This is a genomic window from Aeromicrobium sp. P5_D10, from assembly GCF_054049535.1.
This window is the reverse complement of sequence record NZ_JBFUME010000005.1, coordinates 426,455-441,318: the sequence shown is the minus strand read 5'-3', so window position 1 is coordinate 441,318 and position 14,864 is coordinate 426,455. Positions and strand designations below refer to the sequence as shown.

The following is a 14,864-nucleotide window of genomic DNA, read 5'->3' as shown; positions in this document are numbered from 1 at the left end:
TCCCACGCAGAAGGCTAGAGCCGGGCGACCGACGTATTGTCTGTCGCGCCCTTGGTGTCGAACAGGCACTTGGCAGTCGCGGCGATCGCTTCTAGGTCATACTCGGTGTGATTCTGCAGCAATACCGAGACGTCGGCACTCTGCAGCGCCGCATCGAGATCATCCGCACGCTTGACCGCGACACCGTTCGGCGTCCAGTCCGTGACGTGCGGATCGTGGAAGACCAGGTTGGCGCCCTTGTCGATCAGCAACTGGGCGAGGGGCGTTGCCGGCGATTCGCGCTGGTCGGCGATGTTGGGCTTGTAGGTCACGCCGAGCAGAAGGATCGTGGACCCGCGCAACGCCTTGCCCTCGTCGTTGAGCAGGTCCGCGACCCGCTCAACGACGTACGCGGGCATCTGCAGGTTGATCGACTGAGCGAGCTCGACGAACTGGAACGGGCGCCCCAGAGTCGCGCGCACCTTGTACGACAGGTAGTTCGGGTCGATCGGGATGCAGTGACCACCGACGCCCGGTCCGGGGAAGAACGCCTGGAAGCCGAACGGCTTGGTCGCCGCGTTGCGGATGACCTCCCACAGGTCGATGTCCATCTCATGGCAGAACTGCGCCATCTCGTTGACCAACGCGATGTTGATGTGCCGGTAGGTGTTCTCCAGCAGCTTGGTCATCTCAGCCTCGCGCGTCCCCTTGGACGGCACGACGGTGTCGATGAATCGGCCATAGAACTTCGTTGCCACATCAGTCGACTCAGGTGTGTGGCCGCCCACGACCTTGGGAGTATTGGCGATGCCGTAGGTCGGATTACCGGGATCGACCCGCTCGGGGCTGAAGGCGAGGTGGAAGTCGACCCCCGCGACGAGCCCGGACTCCTCCAGGATCGGGCGGACGACTTCGTCAGTTGTGCCCGGGTACGTCGTCGACTCGAGAACGACCAGGTGGCCCTTGCGGAGTTGGCGCGAGATGGCGGTCGTCGCGCCGGTGACAGCACCGAGGTCAGGCTCGCCGTCGGCCGACAGAGGAGTCGGCACGCAGATCACGATGGCGTCGGCGTCGGCCAGGACGGCTTCGTCTGTCGAGGCGGTGAAGCCCAGCGCGAGCATCTCGGCGATGTCGGCGTCGCTCAGGTCGTCGATATGGCTTGTGCCGCTGTTGAGGGTCTTGACCATGGTGGCGTTGAGGTCGAATCCGACCACTGAAAGTCCTGACCGGGACGCCTGCTGCGCGAGGGGCAGGCCGACGTAGCCGAGGCCGATGATTGCCATGTCGATGGACAAGGGTTTTTCCTTCGTGTCGAGTACGTGGTGCCTGCCGAAGATTACCGTAACGCCGGGTAGAGCCGAAACGTCAGTGCGAGTCGTTGCCGCTTCGGCGGTGTCTGCTTGGCAGGTCCGTGGTCGGTCGGATGTGAGCTCGAGACAGTTCAGGCGTATCAGGTAACCTGACCGCGGCCCTACTCCACAACCGCAGCGCAGGTAGTGGAGTGAGTAGACCCCTTCACGCCGTGGACTTGGCCCGGCCTGAACCAGACATCGATTGGACCGACGCGTCTTGCCTTCCCCTCAGCACCGCCGTAGTGACGGTCCTCGGACGGCAAGCACGAACCTGACCAAGGCCGATCACGGCCGAACTCTTCGTCTCGACATCGAGGGTATGCGTACGATCGCGGTCGGTTCGGTGCTGTTCGCACATGCGGGCATCGTGCCGCTTGCCGGGGGATTCGTCGGTGTCGATGTGTTCTTCGTGTTGTCCGGCTACTTGATCACTGGCCTGTTGGCACGGGAGGTGGCGCGCAGCGGTCGGGTCCGCATCGGCAACTTCTGGGCCCGGCGCATGAAACGTCTGCTGCCGGCCAGCGCGACGGTGCTGGTCTTCTCCACGCTGATCACCTATCTGTATCTGCCGCTCACACAGCGCGAGGCATTCGGGGGCGACATAGTCTCTGCCGCGCTGTACGTCGTCAACTGGCGACTCGCAGACCGCGGCGTCGACTATCTTGCCGAGGACATCGGTCAGTCGCCGGTACAGCACTACTGGTCGCTTGCCGTCGAAGAGCAGTTCTATGTCGTCTGGCCGATACTGATGCTGGTGATCGGCATCCTCGCGGCAAGACGCTGGAAACCATGCGCATTCGCGGTATTGGGTGTCGTCACGATTGCATCGTTCGTCTGGTCGGTGCAGCAGACCGAGAGCTCCCCGGCGACGGCCTACTTCGTCTCGACCACTCGTGTGTGGGAGTTGGGCATCGGAGCGTTGTTAGCGCTGGCAGCGGCAAGAGTGGCCCAGCTGCCGTCGATTCTGCGTGCACTCGGTGGCTGGGTGGGTATCGCGATGATCGCGTATGCCGTGCTGGTGTTCGACGGCTCGACGACCTGGCCGGGAGCGAATGCGCTGGTGCCGACGGTCGGTGCTGCGCTGATGATCGCCAGTGGGATCGAGCGGACTCCCGGCTCACCGCAGCGGCTGTTGTCGCTGAAGCCGATGGTGTGGATCGGCGGGTTGTCGTATTCGATCTACTTGTGGCACTGGCCGATCCTGGTTGCTGCTCAGGTCAAGTATCCCGATCTTCAAGTTCGGTGGATGACTCTGCTGGCGATCGGATCGATCATCCCGGCCTGGCTGTGCCACAAGTACATCGAGAACCCGGTTCGGTTCGGTGAGCCGTTCAAGCCCTCTGCCCGCGCTCTGGGGTTGGGCGGTGTGCTGACAGCCGCCGGCGTGGTCGTCGGGCTCGCCCTCAGTGCGTCGGCATCGACTGGCGGTGTCAAGGAGGCGCCGTTGGCCCAGGCGAAGGGAGCTGCAGCGCTCCTCGACCCGAGCAATGACGATCTCGTCTGGAGCGATATCAAGTCCGTCGACGAGATGCGTCCGTTGCCGTTGGATGCCTCAAGCGATCGCCCGCCGTTCTACACGGACGGCTCGGGTTGCCAGGTACGCGGCGGTGATCCGAAACCCAAGCTGTGCACGTGGGGCGACACCAGCGCAGATCAGACCGTCGTGATCTTGGGCGACTCCAAGGTGGCCCAGTGGCAGACGGCTCTCGACGACATCGCGAAGCAGGAAGGGTGGAAGCTGGTTCAGATCACGAAATCAGCGTGTCCCTTCACCGACGCGAGCGTCGCCCGGAGCAATAGGAAGGACTGCCGAGCCTGGGGAAAGACCGCGCTACGGGACATCCTGCGACTCAAGCCTGACCTTGTGATCACCTCCCATCGTCTCAACACCGCGTTGCCCGCAGGCAAGACCAGTGAGAAGGACTCGACCCAAGATGCGATGGCCGAAGGGATGGCCTCCTACTGGAAGACCTTGGTATCGGCAGGAATACCGGTGGCGCCTCTGCTGGACAACCCGGCACCGAGCACGGCGCCCGTCTATGAGTGCGTCGCACAGAACCTCAAACAGCTCGACGACTGTGCCTTCGAACGCGCACGTGGTGTGGCAGGCTCGGGCGCCCCGGCCGCGCTGCAGGCTGCCCGAATGGTTCCCGGCGTATCAGTCATTGATCTGACCGACACGATCTGTCCAGACGGTGGCCGCTGCTCGGCCGTCATCGGCGATGTGCTGCTCTACCGTCAGGGAACGCACCTCACCCGCACGTTCATCGACAGCGCCGAGCCTCAGATCGCAGCGGCATTGTTCAAGGCCTCCGATGGCAAGTTCGGCGCACGGCTGCCCTGAATCAGCCAATACCGCGCGTGCGGACCAGCTCTTCGATCGCCTCGACGGTCCGCCGAGAGTTGTGGGCGTCGTGGAACGTGAAAGCGTTCTCAGCGCGCTGGGAGTAGATGTCTTCGCGCCGGTTGTCGGTCTCGAGATAGTGCTGGATCGCGTCGAGCGTGGATTCCACGTCGATCGTGACAGGGCCGAATCCGTCGCGTTCGTGATCGAACCATGACGGTTCGGCGTGCCCGGCAGCGTACTCGTCGTTGTCGAAATGCGCGTAGATGACCGGTGTGCCGAGGTACGCGAGGTCGAAGTGCACCGACGAGTGATCAGTGACGAAGAGGTCACAATTGCGCATGACGTCTTGGATATCGTCGGAGGCACCGTCCAAGATCGTGATCCGGTCGGTCGTGAGGGGGACATCCGCCAGGTGCTGTCCCAAGTTGTAGTGCGGCATCAGTTGCAGTCGATGGTCGTAACGTTCGAGCATGTCGCGGAGACGGTCGCTCGTCAGCACGCCGGTGACGAACCGCTCGTAGGTCGAACCGGCAAAGGCGACGGCTCCGGTGTCCTGATCGCTGAACAGTTTCGCGGCAAGATACAGCCGCCAGGTCGGCATGAACAAGATCGTCCGACTGGACGCTGTCGGCGCCAGCGCGTCGTAGCGGGGCATGCCGGTCTCGACGATCTGGCGGTCGTAGCCCGATGTCTCGCGGCATGCTTTCGATTCCGCCGACAGCGCCGTCAAATACAGTTCGTAGCCACCGACACGGCGCCGCAGAGCCTTGGTGTTCACGTTGATGCCGTGCTTGAGGTAGACGCGATGCGCGCCTACCCGCCAAGCGCCCTGGCGCTGGTAGACGCCAGGATCCCACTGGCGGGGAGTCATGTGCTTGATCGAGTAGGCGTTGGCCATGACCGTGGCGTGCAGCATCAGCAGACGGTGACGCCACGACGAGTGGGCCACGACCCGGCCGAGCCGTGAGAGTTCGGCGTACCTGGCGCTGTCGCGATCGAGCACGTAGTAGGCGCGGATCTCAGGACGCTCGGTGCGAAGGTGGCAGAACAGATGGCTCCCGTTGTCGCGGGCGGTGTCGGGGCGTTCGCCGATCAGCCAGATAGGCCGACCGAGGCCGATGACCCAGGTCAGTGCGCGGATGAATCTGATCCATGCGAAGGGTCGACGTCGGACGAGCTGGCCCAGATCGCGTCGCAACATCGCGAGGTGCCAGCCGAGACGCGCTGCGGGGGAATGAGCCGGTCGGCAGAGGAGCTCGACCTGGTCAGAGCCGCGAGCCTGGACGAGTTGGAGTCGCCGGCCGCGGGTCGTGACAGGACGTGAAGCGGCCAGCAGTCCGACCGCGGCCTTCGCGGTGCGACGGACTACCCGTCGCCCGTCCAGCTCGACTGACACCATCGTGCTGCCGGTCGGCAGTTCGTCGATGGGCAAAGAGGCCCGGAACCCGGTCCAACGGGTCGCACCGTCTTCGAAGCGCTGCTCAGGAACTGCCTCGACGGTCAGGCGCTCATCGCCGGACGTCCCGACCAGCACGACGCGAACGAGTCGGCCGTCGCCGGACTGATCTGTGCCGCGCCGCCGCATCGTGCCGACGATCTGAAGTACGGTTCCGCCATCAGTGACGTCGAATCCGTGGATGCTCGCGGCAACCCGCTGCAGGGTCAACTGATCGAGGTAGTCCGCGAGCGCGTCGAAACGCGAAGGTGTGAGCCAGGCCGCGTACGCAGCCAGATGCGTGCGCTCATCCGGTCCGCCGAGTACGAGCAGCGGTAGCTGCAGGCCATCGGCCCCCGTTGCTTCGGCAGCTCGTCTGGCGTGGGTCAACGAGGCATCATCAGGTGGAGCGAATGCGACGAACCGGGTTTCGACATGATCGAGGTCGCCCGACTTCGGATCGACGATGCTCAGGTCGGCGACGGTCATCGGCTCGGGTGCTGCCGGCTCTCGTCGAGTCCGGAGAGGATCGCGTGACGCACCCGGCTCAGATCGGCGAGGGTACGACTCGACGCTTGGTCGACCGCCTGCTTGAGCGAGGCCTCAGACCGGGCGATCGCCAGACGCTGCTCGGCGATGAGTCCGATCATCGCGGTCTGCAGCAACAAGATCATGGCTATTGCGAGTCCGTAGTGATCCGTCGCGGCGGCGACGATGCCGACCACGACCAAGACACCGGCCGCGAGCGGCACGAGCCGAGCAGGCCGCAGGGCGCGGGGGAGCCGTGAGGCGAGCGAGGAGACAAGTGAGGTCATAAGGACGATCCCGTGGCTGTGAGCTGGGTTATCGCCGAGGCGAACACCGCAGCGGCGAGTTCATTGTGGCAGAACGCGATCGAGCGTTGCTGTTGTGCGGTCAGCAGGCCCGGGTCGTCCCACACACGATCGACGATCTCGGCAACGGATTGCTGGCCGTAGTAGAGCGCGGCATCGCCCAGCACCTCGCGAAGTTCCGGATCGACGATCGGTACGCAGCCACGTGCCATGGCGTCGAGGATCGGGCGGACCAGACGCGTGCCGTGTACCCGCGGTGGCAGGCCGACGTAGAAGTCGCACTGGTCGAAGAACGCCGCCGCTGTCAACGTCTCGTTGTCGAATTGCAGCCAAGTGGCACCCGGATAGGTCCGTGGGCGAGGCGAGTTCTCGAAAAGCCGCACGTCATATGAGTCATCGAGGGGCAGTACCGAGGCGAGACGGGCCCGATCGATGCGTTCGACACCGAATCGCGATGCGTCGGCGACCCCGATGACCGGACGTTGATCTGTCGGCCTGGCCGGGAAGCGCTCGACGTCCACGACATCGAGTCGATGGGCCGGATGAATCGTCCCGGTCGCGCCGGACTCTCGTAGTTGCAGGGCGATCTGCGCGGTCGTGGGCAGCCATTCGACCGTGATCCCGAAGGTGTCGACGGCTGCGCGCTCGATCGTGGCCGGATCGTAGGACGTCCGAGGTCGGTGGTCGGGACGGGGCGTTCGGTCGGCCACGACAACAATGCGCTGAGGTCTCATCCGGATCGACGAGGTCGGCCGGGCGAAGGCCAGCAGATCAGGATCGCGTACCAGAAGCAGCGAGGCGCTGAGGTCGGCGCTGAACGGCGACCAGGAAGCATGACCGGCCGCGAGAGCCTGCTGAATGACCCGGCGTGGGTAGTTGCGCTTGACCTTGGCGTGCCGTATCGCCTCGCCGCGCACCAGACCGACCTTCAAGCCGGCCGAGGCCATGGCCCGTATCTCCGTCGCGAGCGCGGTGTGATCGACGAGGCCATGGCGCCAGTCTGCGAGCATGACGACGTCGAGGCGAGAGTGTGGGTAGTCAACGCCTTCGAACTCCGGGGGTGCGGGAAACGCCCGACCGTTTGCGGACTCGATGACCGGATCGGCACCTTCTTCGACGATCTGGCGATGCCAGTAGCGGAACGCCGAGTGATACGACACCCGGGCATCTCGGTGCCAACCCGTGCGGAAATCGGCCCGCGACAGTGATCCGGTGGTCAGCTGGTAGAGCGCGAGTGGCTCCTCCAGCGTCACGACATTGTCGGGGCCGAAGACGGCGGCAAGCCGCTCGATGAATTCGGTGTCGGCGGCTTTGCGCATATCGTCGTAGCGGCCGAGTCGGTCGAGCACGGGCTGCCTGCGGAACAGCAGCGACGGGGCGTTCTTCTCGAACGGCAGCGAACCGGTCTTGGTGATGCGCAAGTCTGCGTGCACGCGTATCGCCTTGGACAACGTCGCGATGACGTCAGGGCGTTCTTGCAAGACGGCCATCTGGCGCTCCACGCGTTGTGGGTGGGACCAGTCGTCGGCGTCCTGGAATCCGACATACTCACTCTTGGCGAGGGACACGCCGTGATTGCGCGCTCGGTAGGCACCACCGTTGGTGGGCATCCGAACGTACGTGACGCGCGGGTCGAGCGCGACGGCCTCGGCGAAGACAGACTCGAATCCTGCAGGGCTCGCGTCGTCGACCAGGATGACTTCGAGGTTGCGCCAGGTCTGCTCCAGAACTGAGCTGACAGCCGTCACGAGACTCGCTGATGGCGACCACACCGGCATGACGATCGTGACTGACGGACCGGAGACGCTCTGGGCCACGGCATCGGTTGTGACGCTGTCGAATGGAGTGGCCGTGTCGCGGATCCGGACGGGTGCGATACCGCGTTGGTCGAAGGGTCGGTTGAAGGTCTGGAGCCAGTTCGAGACGTCGGTACCGGTGGCTGCCGGCAGCGGATTGGTGAGATCGGTCTCGACCGACCAGCTGATCCACGGATCGACCGCCTTGTCGGAGGCGTTCTGACGCACGTAGTCGCCTCGTCCTGCTGCGAGATTGGCCTGCAGATCGACGTCGACATATTCGAGCGGAGTGCCGTGATGTGCCGCGACCTTGCGGCCCAGCGCGAACAGGTCAGCCGCACGAGTTGCAGTTGCTCCGTCGTCGATCCGGCCGAGGGCCAAGAACGCCAGTGCGTAGACCCCGGAGGAGTTCAGCGCGGACAGTGTCGCTGCCGGAACGTCCTGCTGTGAGCCGGCCTGCTGGGCAGCCCGGTCGATCTGTTCGATCGTCAAGACCCCGGCGGACGCCATGTGGGCAAGCAGCGGCTCAGTTCCAAGGTATTCGTAGCGCAAAGACAGCTTGGCGACGGCTTCGGCGGTCACCACTGAGGACTGAGCCAGGTCGACCAGAAAGTCGGGCAGTGGCTCGGCTGCGGAGGGCGACACCGTCTCATCCACTCCCAGCTGGTCAGGTCATTGCCAGATCGTGACGCAATATACCGGACTGCGGTTGTCGTGGATGACGGCGATAGCCTTGCACGCGACCGCCTTCGCCGACCGGAAGAAGACCATGACCAAGATCTCCGCATCGCACGTCGTACACGTGACAGGCGCGCGTCCCAACTTTCCGAAGGCGGCACCGGTGATCAAGGCGCTGGACGCTTTGGGGGTTCGTCAGGTCTTGGTGCACACGGGGCAGCACTATGACCCCGTCATGTCGGAGGTGTTCTTCCAGCAGCTCGGTCTGCCAGAACCCGATGTGAACCTCGGGGTCGGATCGGGCAGCCACGCTCACCAGACCGCCAAGGTCATGACTGCGCTCGAGGACATGTTCCTCGCAGAGCCGCCCGCGCTGGTCGTGGTCTACGGCGACGTCAACTCGACTGTCGCCGCCTCGCTGGTTGCAGCCAAGCTTCACATTCCGGTTGCGCACGTCGAGGCGGGCCTTCGCAGCTTCGACCGGACGATGCCCGAGGAGGTCAACCGGGTCGTAACCGACGGCCTGGCAGATCTGCTGTTCACCACGAGTCCCGACGCCAACGTGCATCTGGGGACTGAGGGCATTCACGCCGACAAGATCCATTTCGTGGGCAATCCCATGATCGACACTCTGCTGGGCAATCTGGATGCCTTCGACGCCGATGCGGTCAAGGCAGAGCTGGGCATAGCTGAGCCGTATCTGGTGGCGACGCTGCACCGGCCGGCCAATGTCGATGATCCCGAGCAGGCGGCGGCGATCGTCCGGGCTCTGCACGCGGCCGCTGATACGACGCGAGTTGTCATCCCGCTGCATCCGCGTGGCCGGGCCGGCTTCGAGGCGGCTGGCCTCATGAAGCACGCCGGGGTGACTGTCATCGAGCCGCTCGGTTACGTCGAGTTCATCGGACTCGTACGGGGCGCCGTTGCGGTCATCACCGACTCAGGCGGAGTCCAGGAGGAGACCACGATGCTGGCTGTGCCCTGCCTGACATTGCGGCCCAATACCGAACGACCCGTCACGATCACGCATGGCACGAATCAGCTGGTGACGCAGGACAACCTTGCGGTGCGGCTGGCTGCCGTGTTGGCCGGCGAGGCGTCAGGCGACGGTACGACTCCGCCGTTGTGGGACGGTCATGCCGGTGAGCGGATCGCTCGCGTCATCGGGCAGTTTCTGCACTCTGCGTGACCCGGCCGCGAGCAATGAGCTCGTGGAGCACCTCGCGGGCACTGTCGACGTCGCCGAGCTCGGACGTGAACGCCACATCTGCTGACTGGCTCAGGATGCTGCCGGGTTCGACGATCGCCCAGATGGGCCTTCCGGAGCCGCGATAGTCGCTGAGCTTGGAGGGCAGGTACGGGTTGACGTGATGCGTGTCGAGCGTCCGAGCGTCGTTGACGATCAGGCCGTCGAACTTCGTCGTCAGGTGCAAGAAGTCGAGGTACGGTGCGTAGCCGTTGGCGACGAAGGTGTCCCCGAGACCTGCCGCAGCGAGCTCTGAGGTCAGTTCACGCGGATCCTTGGTGAAGATGTGGACCTTGAGTCGTCGTCGGCTTTCGGCGGGCAGCGTCTTGACCGCATCGACCAGTTCGGTCAGGCCGCGAGTTGCGTAGAACGCGCCGAAGTAGGCGAGATGCACGTGCTCGGGTCCGAGCGGGTACTCGACCTCGCTGATCTGGTAGAACGCCGGGGGCAGAGTGGGGTGGGGCGATACGACGCTGCGCTCCAGGACACGGGCGCGCAATGCCGGGTCCTCGATCAGCTCGAGCATCGTGGTGAGCTGGTTCTGGTTCGTGAACCACAATTCGTCCGCCATGGCGTACGCCAGATGTTCGATCCACGGCAGCAAGGCCGGGCCTGCTGGAGCCGGAAAACCGCACGACACCAAGGCGGCGTCAAGCTCATGAGTCAGCTCGTCTGAGCCCTTCTTGCCTTTGCGGGGCGCATTCTGGACATCGTGGGACAGCGGGTCGGAGAACTCGGCGATCCACCGGGTCTCGGGGCGTCGGACCTTGTAGGCCGCGCCGAGCACGTGCGATGACGGCCACATCGCCCTGCTGTAGACACTTCGATATGGCTCCTGGTCCTCTTCCCAGCCTTCGATGGCCTCCATGCCGGTATCGACGAAGTTGGCGATGCTCTTCCACTGGGCGAACTTAGGGGTGCTCCGCACGGTTTTGCGTCGTCCGAGGTAGGGCGCCACGATGGCTTCCATCGCGGCCTCGTCGCGGCCATGGATCGAGGTCATGTCCTGGCTCACGACGTCGACAGGCAGGCCGCGTTCGCGGACGCGTCGGGCCGCAACCAGTGCACTCGTGTTGTTGCTCGGCAAGAAGCATGCGCATGTGACGAGGTCGCGAGTCATGTAGCGGTTGGCATAGCGGTAAACGGCTGCAGGGAAGCCGCGTTCTGCGATCGCTTGGATAACTTGGCCGTGATGCTCAGGATGCTCGCGCAGGAACTGGCCGATCGCCCGAGCCTGCGACACCCAGGCTCGGTGCGCCGTGAAGTGCAGGAACTGTGATTTATCGACCGCGAATGGCAGCAATGCGGCTATTGCATCGAGGCGGCCTTCGACGACGTCCTCGTATGGTCGGTCGGCCGGTCGGGAGTGCGATCCGATCCTGACCGACCGGTAATAGACAGCGTGGCGCTCCGGTGCCACGACACGGATCAGTAGCCGGTGACGCTCTACCAGCTCGTGCCAGTAGACGACGTCGGTCGCGAACCGCAGATTGGTGCGTGCTTTGACCGAACGGGCATGCGGTGTCCAGACGAGTTTCGCGGTGTTGAACCCGAGTGAGGACGGTATTTGCGCTGGGTGCACGGGCCGCGGGGGGGCTCCCGCGACGGCTCGGTTCACGTATGTGTTGAAGTCGGGAGCCCCGCTGCCATCGGCTTCCAGATCTGCAAGGTAGCCGTGCGTGATGATGTCGGGCTCAGCGTTTTCAAGCAGAGCTTCGAGGTAGCGGTCAGATACTCGGTCGTCATCGTCGATCACGGTCATGTATTCGCGGCGCAGCGCCGCGAGACCGACGTTCATACTTGCGCCGACACCACGCTCAGCCGAATGGGCGATGCGCAGGTCCAATTGCGGGTGTTCTTCGCGGAAGCGGCGCAGCAGCTCGACTGTGCCGTCATCGGGGCCATTCGGCACGACGACGACCTCGAAGAGTGAAGTGTCGAGCGACTGCGCGACGAGCGAGAGCAGTGACTTCTCGATGCGACCGACACCTTGATAGGTACGCATCAGAACACTGACGCCGGCTTCGAGGTCTTCGGTCCGGCTCTCCTCCACGGATGCTCCTCACGGGGTTCGGACTGGCGTTGCGAGTCTAGACGACCAGTTCCGAGCTCGACTGCCTGACTCGTATCGACGAGAACGTCCGTCGGGCCGAGCGCATCGCTGAATGTAGGCTGGCGGGGCATTGATCTGAGTCATCACCGTAGGAGCGACATGTCTCGTGCCATCCGACCCGGACGGGCCCTCGTCATTTCCCATGATGCGGCCTCTGGCGAGGGTCATGCCCGACACGATGCCGACGAGGTCACGGTGCTGCTCCTCGACGATGACCGGTTGCCAGATGTTGCTGACTTCGACCAAGTCCTGCTGGTCGGAATCGCCGATCCTGTCAGGCTCGCAGCTCTCGTGACGGCTTTGCTCACGGCCCCCGGAACACCTGAAGTCCTCGTCGGCGGCGGAGTCGCACCCTCAGGGTCGCTCGATGACTGGACCGAGGCCCTCGGTGGAATCGGGATCGCCGGATTCGATGAAGGCAGGCTCGCCCTGGCGGTTGTGGATCGCACCGGCGGCGGAGCCGGTCCGGTCCTGTACGGCCTGCTCGCAGCATCACTCAAGGAATCTCCGCGACTTGTCGCGCCGGCTCGCGAAGCTACGGCCGGAGTCGAAGAGGAGCCGCAGAAGGTCCAGGTCACGCCTCCTGACCCGGTACCCGGCGGCCTGCGAGGGCAGGTCGCGCGGGCGCTTGCCACACCCCGTGCCGCGGTGCGCGCCGGAGTGATCGTCGCGGTGATCGCTGCAGCAGTTGTGGCGGTGCTTGCAGCGCTGTTCGGCGATCCGGTCATCGGCGCTCTGCTGGGCCTGATCCTCGTCATGGTCGCGGCCGGTGTCGTGCGGGCCGAACGCCGCAAGACTCCAGGCATTCCACCTCAGCAGCTCCGTCGTTTGGAGAAGCTGGTGGAACGTCAGTCCGAACTGCTGGACGCCCACTCCGAGCAGCTCACGGCACTTCGCACGTCGACATCGATCAACGAGTTGGCGACGATCGATATCGCCAGGAGTCTCGTGCGAGACGTCAGCTGACGCCCAGACCTCGGTAGACGTCGGCCACTTTGGCGGCAAGGATCGCCCAGTCACGTTCGGTGACGGCCCATTCGCGTGCTTGTTTCCCAAGGGCGGAGCGAAGATCGGGATCGACGACGAGCCGCTCAAGGACCTCTGCCAATGAGTCGACGTCGTCCTTGTGGAACAACATCCCGTTGCGTCCGTCATCGATGACTTCGGTCATGATCGCGACGTCGGATGACAGCACGGCCTTCGCCATCGCCATGGCTTCGAACGGCTTGAGCGGCGACACCGTCTCAGTGACAGGTGACGAGAGTCGGGTGATGGGTGCGATGTCGATGATCGAGTAATGGGCCTCGACCTGGTCGAACGGGATACTGCCGGGCATGAGGATCGCCTCGTCGAGCCCTAGACGCGAACGGAGGCGGAGCAGGCCCTTGCTGCTTGTACCCTCGCCGACGATCAGTAGTCGGGCTTCCCGGTGACGTGCATGGACACGCGAAAATGCCTCGAAGAGAAGTTCGTGCCCTTCGTACCAGGTCAGTGAGCCGATGTAGCCGATCACTACGGCGTCTTGGAGACCGTAACCGCGGGCGAGGTCGACATCGCGTTGCAGCGGCTGGAATCGTTGAGTGTCGACGCCGTTGGGTACGACAGTGATCTTCTCGGCAGGTACGCCGCGCTCGATCAGAGTTTCCTTGAGCCCCTCGGTGATCGCGATGACCCGATCGGCCTCGCGGCAGGCGAGGGTCTCGAGGTGCACCGCGAACCGATACTGCTCGGTCCGTGCGTACGACTCGTTCTTGGACCGTCGGACTTCCTCGTACAGTCCGCGGACCTCGTAGATCGCGGGAATGCCGAGCTCCCGGGCGGCGACGATTGCGGCGAGAGCATTGTAGGAGTTGCTCGCAGCATGGATCAGGGCTGCCGATTCGGCGCGTGCCTGCCTCGCGATGTCGCGTGCGTAGCGGGCGATGAAGTCCTGCACCGGGAAGCGAGGGAAGAGGCCGCCCTCGTTCGGCAGATGCTGGTAGGTGACGCCTTGTATGACGTGACGGTCCTCGAAGCTCGTGTCGGATGCGATGCCGTCGGGGAATCCCGGCGGTGTCACACCTGTGATGCGGTATCCGGACGCCGCCAGCCCGGCCAGGAGTCCTTGTGTTCGATTGGCTGCTCCCGTGCGTCGATGCGGCAGTGAGTTCTGCAGGACGTGGAGCACAGACGTGGGGTCGGGAGCGTAGACAGCGGACTCACGTCGTGGCGGCGGAGCCCAGCCTTCACGCATCATCGCGAACGAGGCGTTTTCGTCGATGACAGACCTCGCGCGCTCGGCGGCGACGGTGCCGGTCGAGTGGACGTCGTGGGCGAAATCGAGCGCGAGGTCATTTGCGCCGATCCGCCACAGCTGCACCGCGACCCGGGAGATCTGCTGCTCGGTCAGACGGCTGCGATCCAGGTGCGGCGCGAGTTCGACGAGCGCCGCCGCGGCCTTGACCGAAAGTGCGACCGAGAATGCGAACGTCGCGTCGCCAGGATTGCGCGTCCACTCCTCGAGTGAGTTCTGCTTTCCGGCCGATGACTCGTCGAGCGCCGAGAGCAGTTGAGAGAGTCGCGGTGAGCGTGAGTTCGGACCGGGCGCCGCCTGCGTGCCGTGTTCGGCGACGTAGTCGGTGACTCGACGAAAGTCCCAGACACTCACGATTCTGAAGGCTGCCTCGACGAGGATGTCGAGGTCGACGCCCGTGGCGTCGGTGGTGCCGAGGGCACGATCAAGGGCGGCGCGCAGTGCTGCGGGCTTGTGCACCTCGAGCAGGGGGCGCATACAGATGGCATGCGGCAAGAGCAGATCTGGACGAAGTTCGGACAGACGGGTCGCGATGCGCTGCGCGGCGTCCTGGCCACCGACGGCGGCGAGTACTCCATCGGCGAGCATAAGCGTACGAGCTTCAGGGGTTGCTTCCACGGCGGCTGAAAGCTCGCGCTCAAGCTGCTCGCGCTGGGCCGGATCTGCGCCGACAAGGTGGATCAATGAATCGGCTTCCGCGGCAGAACCCAGCTTGAGGAGCTGCGCGACTCCGCGACGGACTGCTGCCTTCTTGCGCGGTGATCGGATCGCCATATGGTGTGCCAACTCTCG

At 64.4% G+C, this 14,864-nt stretch carries 9 protein-coding genes; 3 read left to right on the top strand and 6 right to left on the bottom strand.

Features of this window, described 5'->3' with window-relative positions:
* Nucleotides 1-14: 14 nt before the first annotated feature.
* Entirely contained in the window at nt 15-1,274 is a 1,260-nt protein-coding gene (locus ACXJKC_RS12455; RefSeq protein WP_456697036.1) for a nucleotide sugar dehydrogenase, read from the bottom strand.
* Nucleotides 1,275-1,548: 274 nt separating this feature from the next.
* Here ACXJKC_RS12455 and ACXJKC_RS12450 point away from each other — a divergent pair, with 274 nt between their 5' ends.
* Nucleotides 1,549-3,675 (top strand): acyltransferase family protein, encoded by a 2,127-nt coding sequence (locus ACXJKC_RS12450; RefSeq protein WP_456697035.1) that lies wholly within the window; start codon nt 1,549-1,551, stop codon nt 3,673-3,675.
* A gap of 1 nt (nt 3,676) precedes the next feature.
* On the opposite strand, the gene ACXJKC_RS12445 is transcribed toward ACXJKC_RS12450, so the two are convergent.
* From ACXJKC_RS12445 to ACXJKC_RS12435, 3 genes are read right to left on the bottom strand one after another with little or no spacing between them, the layout of a single operon-like run.
* Entirely contained in the window at nt 3,677-5,602 is a 1,926-nt protein-coding gene (locus tag ACXJKC_RS12445; protein ID WP_456697034.1) for a CDP-glycerol glycerophosphotransferase family protein, read from the bottom strand.
* Nucleotides 5,599-5,928, bottom strand: coding sequence for a hypothetical protein (locus tag ACXJKC_RS12440; protein ID WP_456697033.1), 330 nt, complete (start codon nt 5,926-5,928; stop codon nt 5,599-5,601). Before ACXJKC_RS12440 ends, ACXJKC_RS12445 begins: the two co-directional genes overlap by 4 nt.
* On the bottom strand, nt 5,925-8,387 hold the full coding sequence (locus ACXJKC_RS12435; RefSeq protein ID WP_456697032.1) for a glycosyltransferase: 2,463 nt from the start codon (nt 8,385-8,387) through the stop codon (nt 5,925-5,927). Before ACXJKC_RS12435 ends, ACXJKC_RS12440 begins: the two co-directional genes overlap by 4 nt.
* Nucleotides 8,388-8,427: 40 nt before the next feature.
* On the opposite strand from ACXJKC_RS12435, the gene wecB reads away from it, so the two are divergent.
* On the top strand, nt 8,428-9,609 hold the full coding sequence (wecB, locus tag ACXJKC_RS12430; RefSeq protein WP_456697031.1) for a non-hydrolyzing UDP-N-acetylglucosamine 2-epimerase: 1,182 nt from the start codon (nt 8,428-8,430) through the stop codon (nt 9,607-9,609).
* Here the strand turns inward: wecB and ACXJKC_RS12425 are convergent.
* Nucleotides 9,581-11,719 carry a glycosyltransferase gene (locus tag ACXJKC_RS12425; protein WP_456697030.1) on the bottom strand — a complete coding sequence of 713 codons (2,139 nt, stop codon included), beginning with the start codon at nt 11,717-11,719 and terminating at the stop codon, nt 9,581-9,583. The genes wecB and ACXJKC_RS12425 overlap by 29 nt on opposite strands.
* A gap of 159 nt (nt 11,720-11,878) precedes the next feature.
* Between ACXJKC_RS12425 and ACXJKC_RS12420 the strand changes: the two genes are divergently transcribed.
* Nucleotides 11,879-12,745, top strand: a complete 867-nt coding sequence (locus ACXJKC_RS12420) for a hypothetical protein (RefSeq protein WP_456697029.1) — start codon at nt 11,879-11,881, stop codon at nt 12,743-12,745.
* Here ACXJKC_RS12420 and ACXJKC_RS12415 read toward each other — a convergent pair.
* The gene (locus tag ACXJKC_RS12415; RefSeq protein ID WP_456697028.1) at nt 12,738-14,846 is read right to left on the bottom strand and encodes a glycosyltransferase family 4 protein; all 2,109 of its coding nucleotides are present in this window, start codon (nt 14,844-14,846) and stop codon (nt 12,738-12,740) included. The two genes, ACXJKC_RS12420 and ACXJKC_RS12415, sit on opposite strands and share 8 nt — an antisense overlap.
* Nucleotides 14,847-14,864 lie beyond the last annotated feature (18 nt).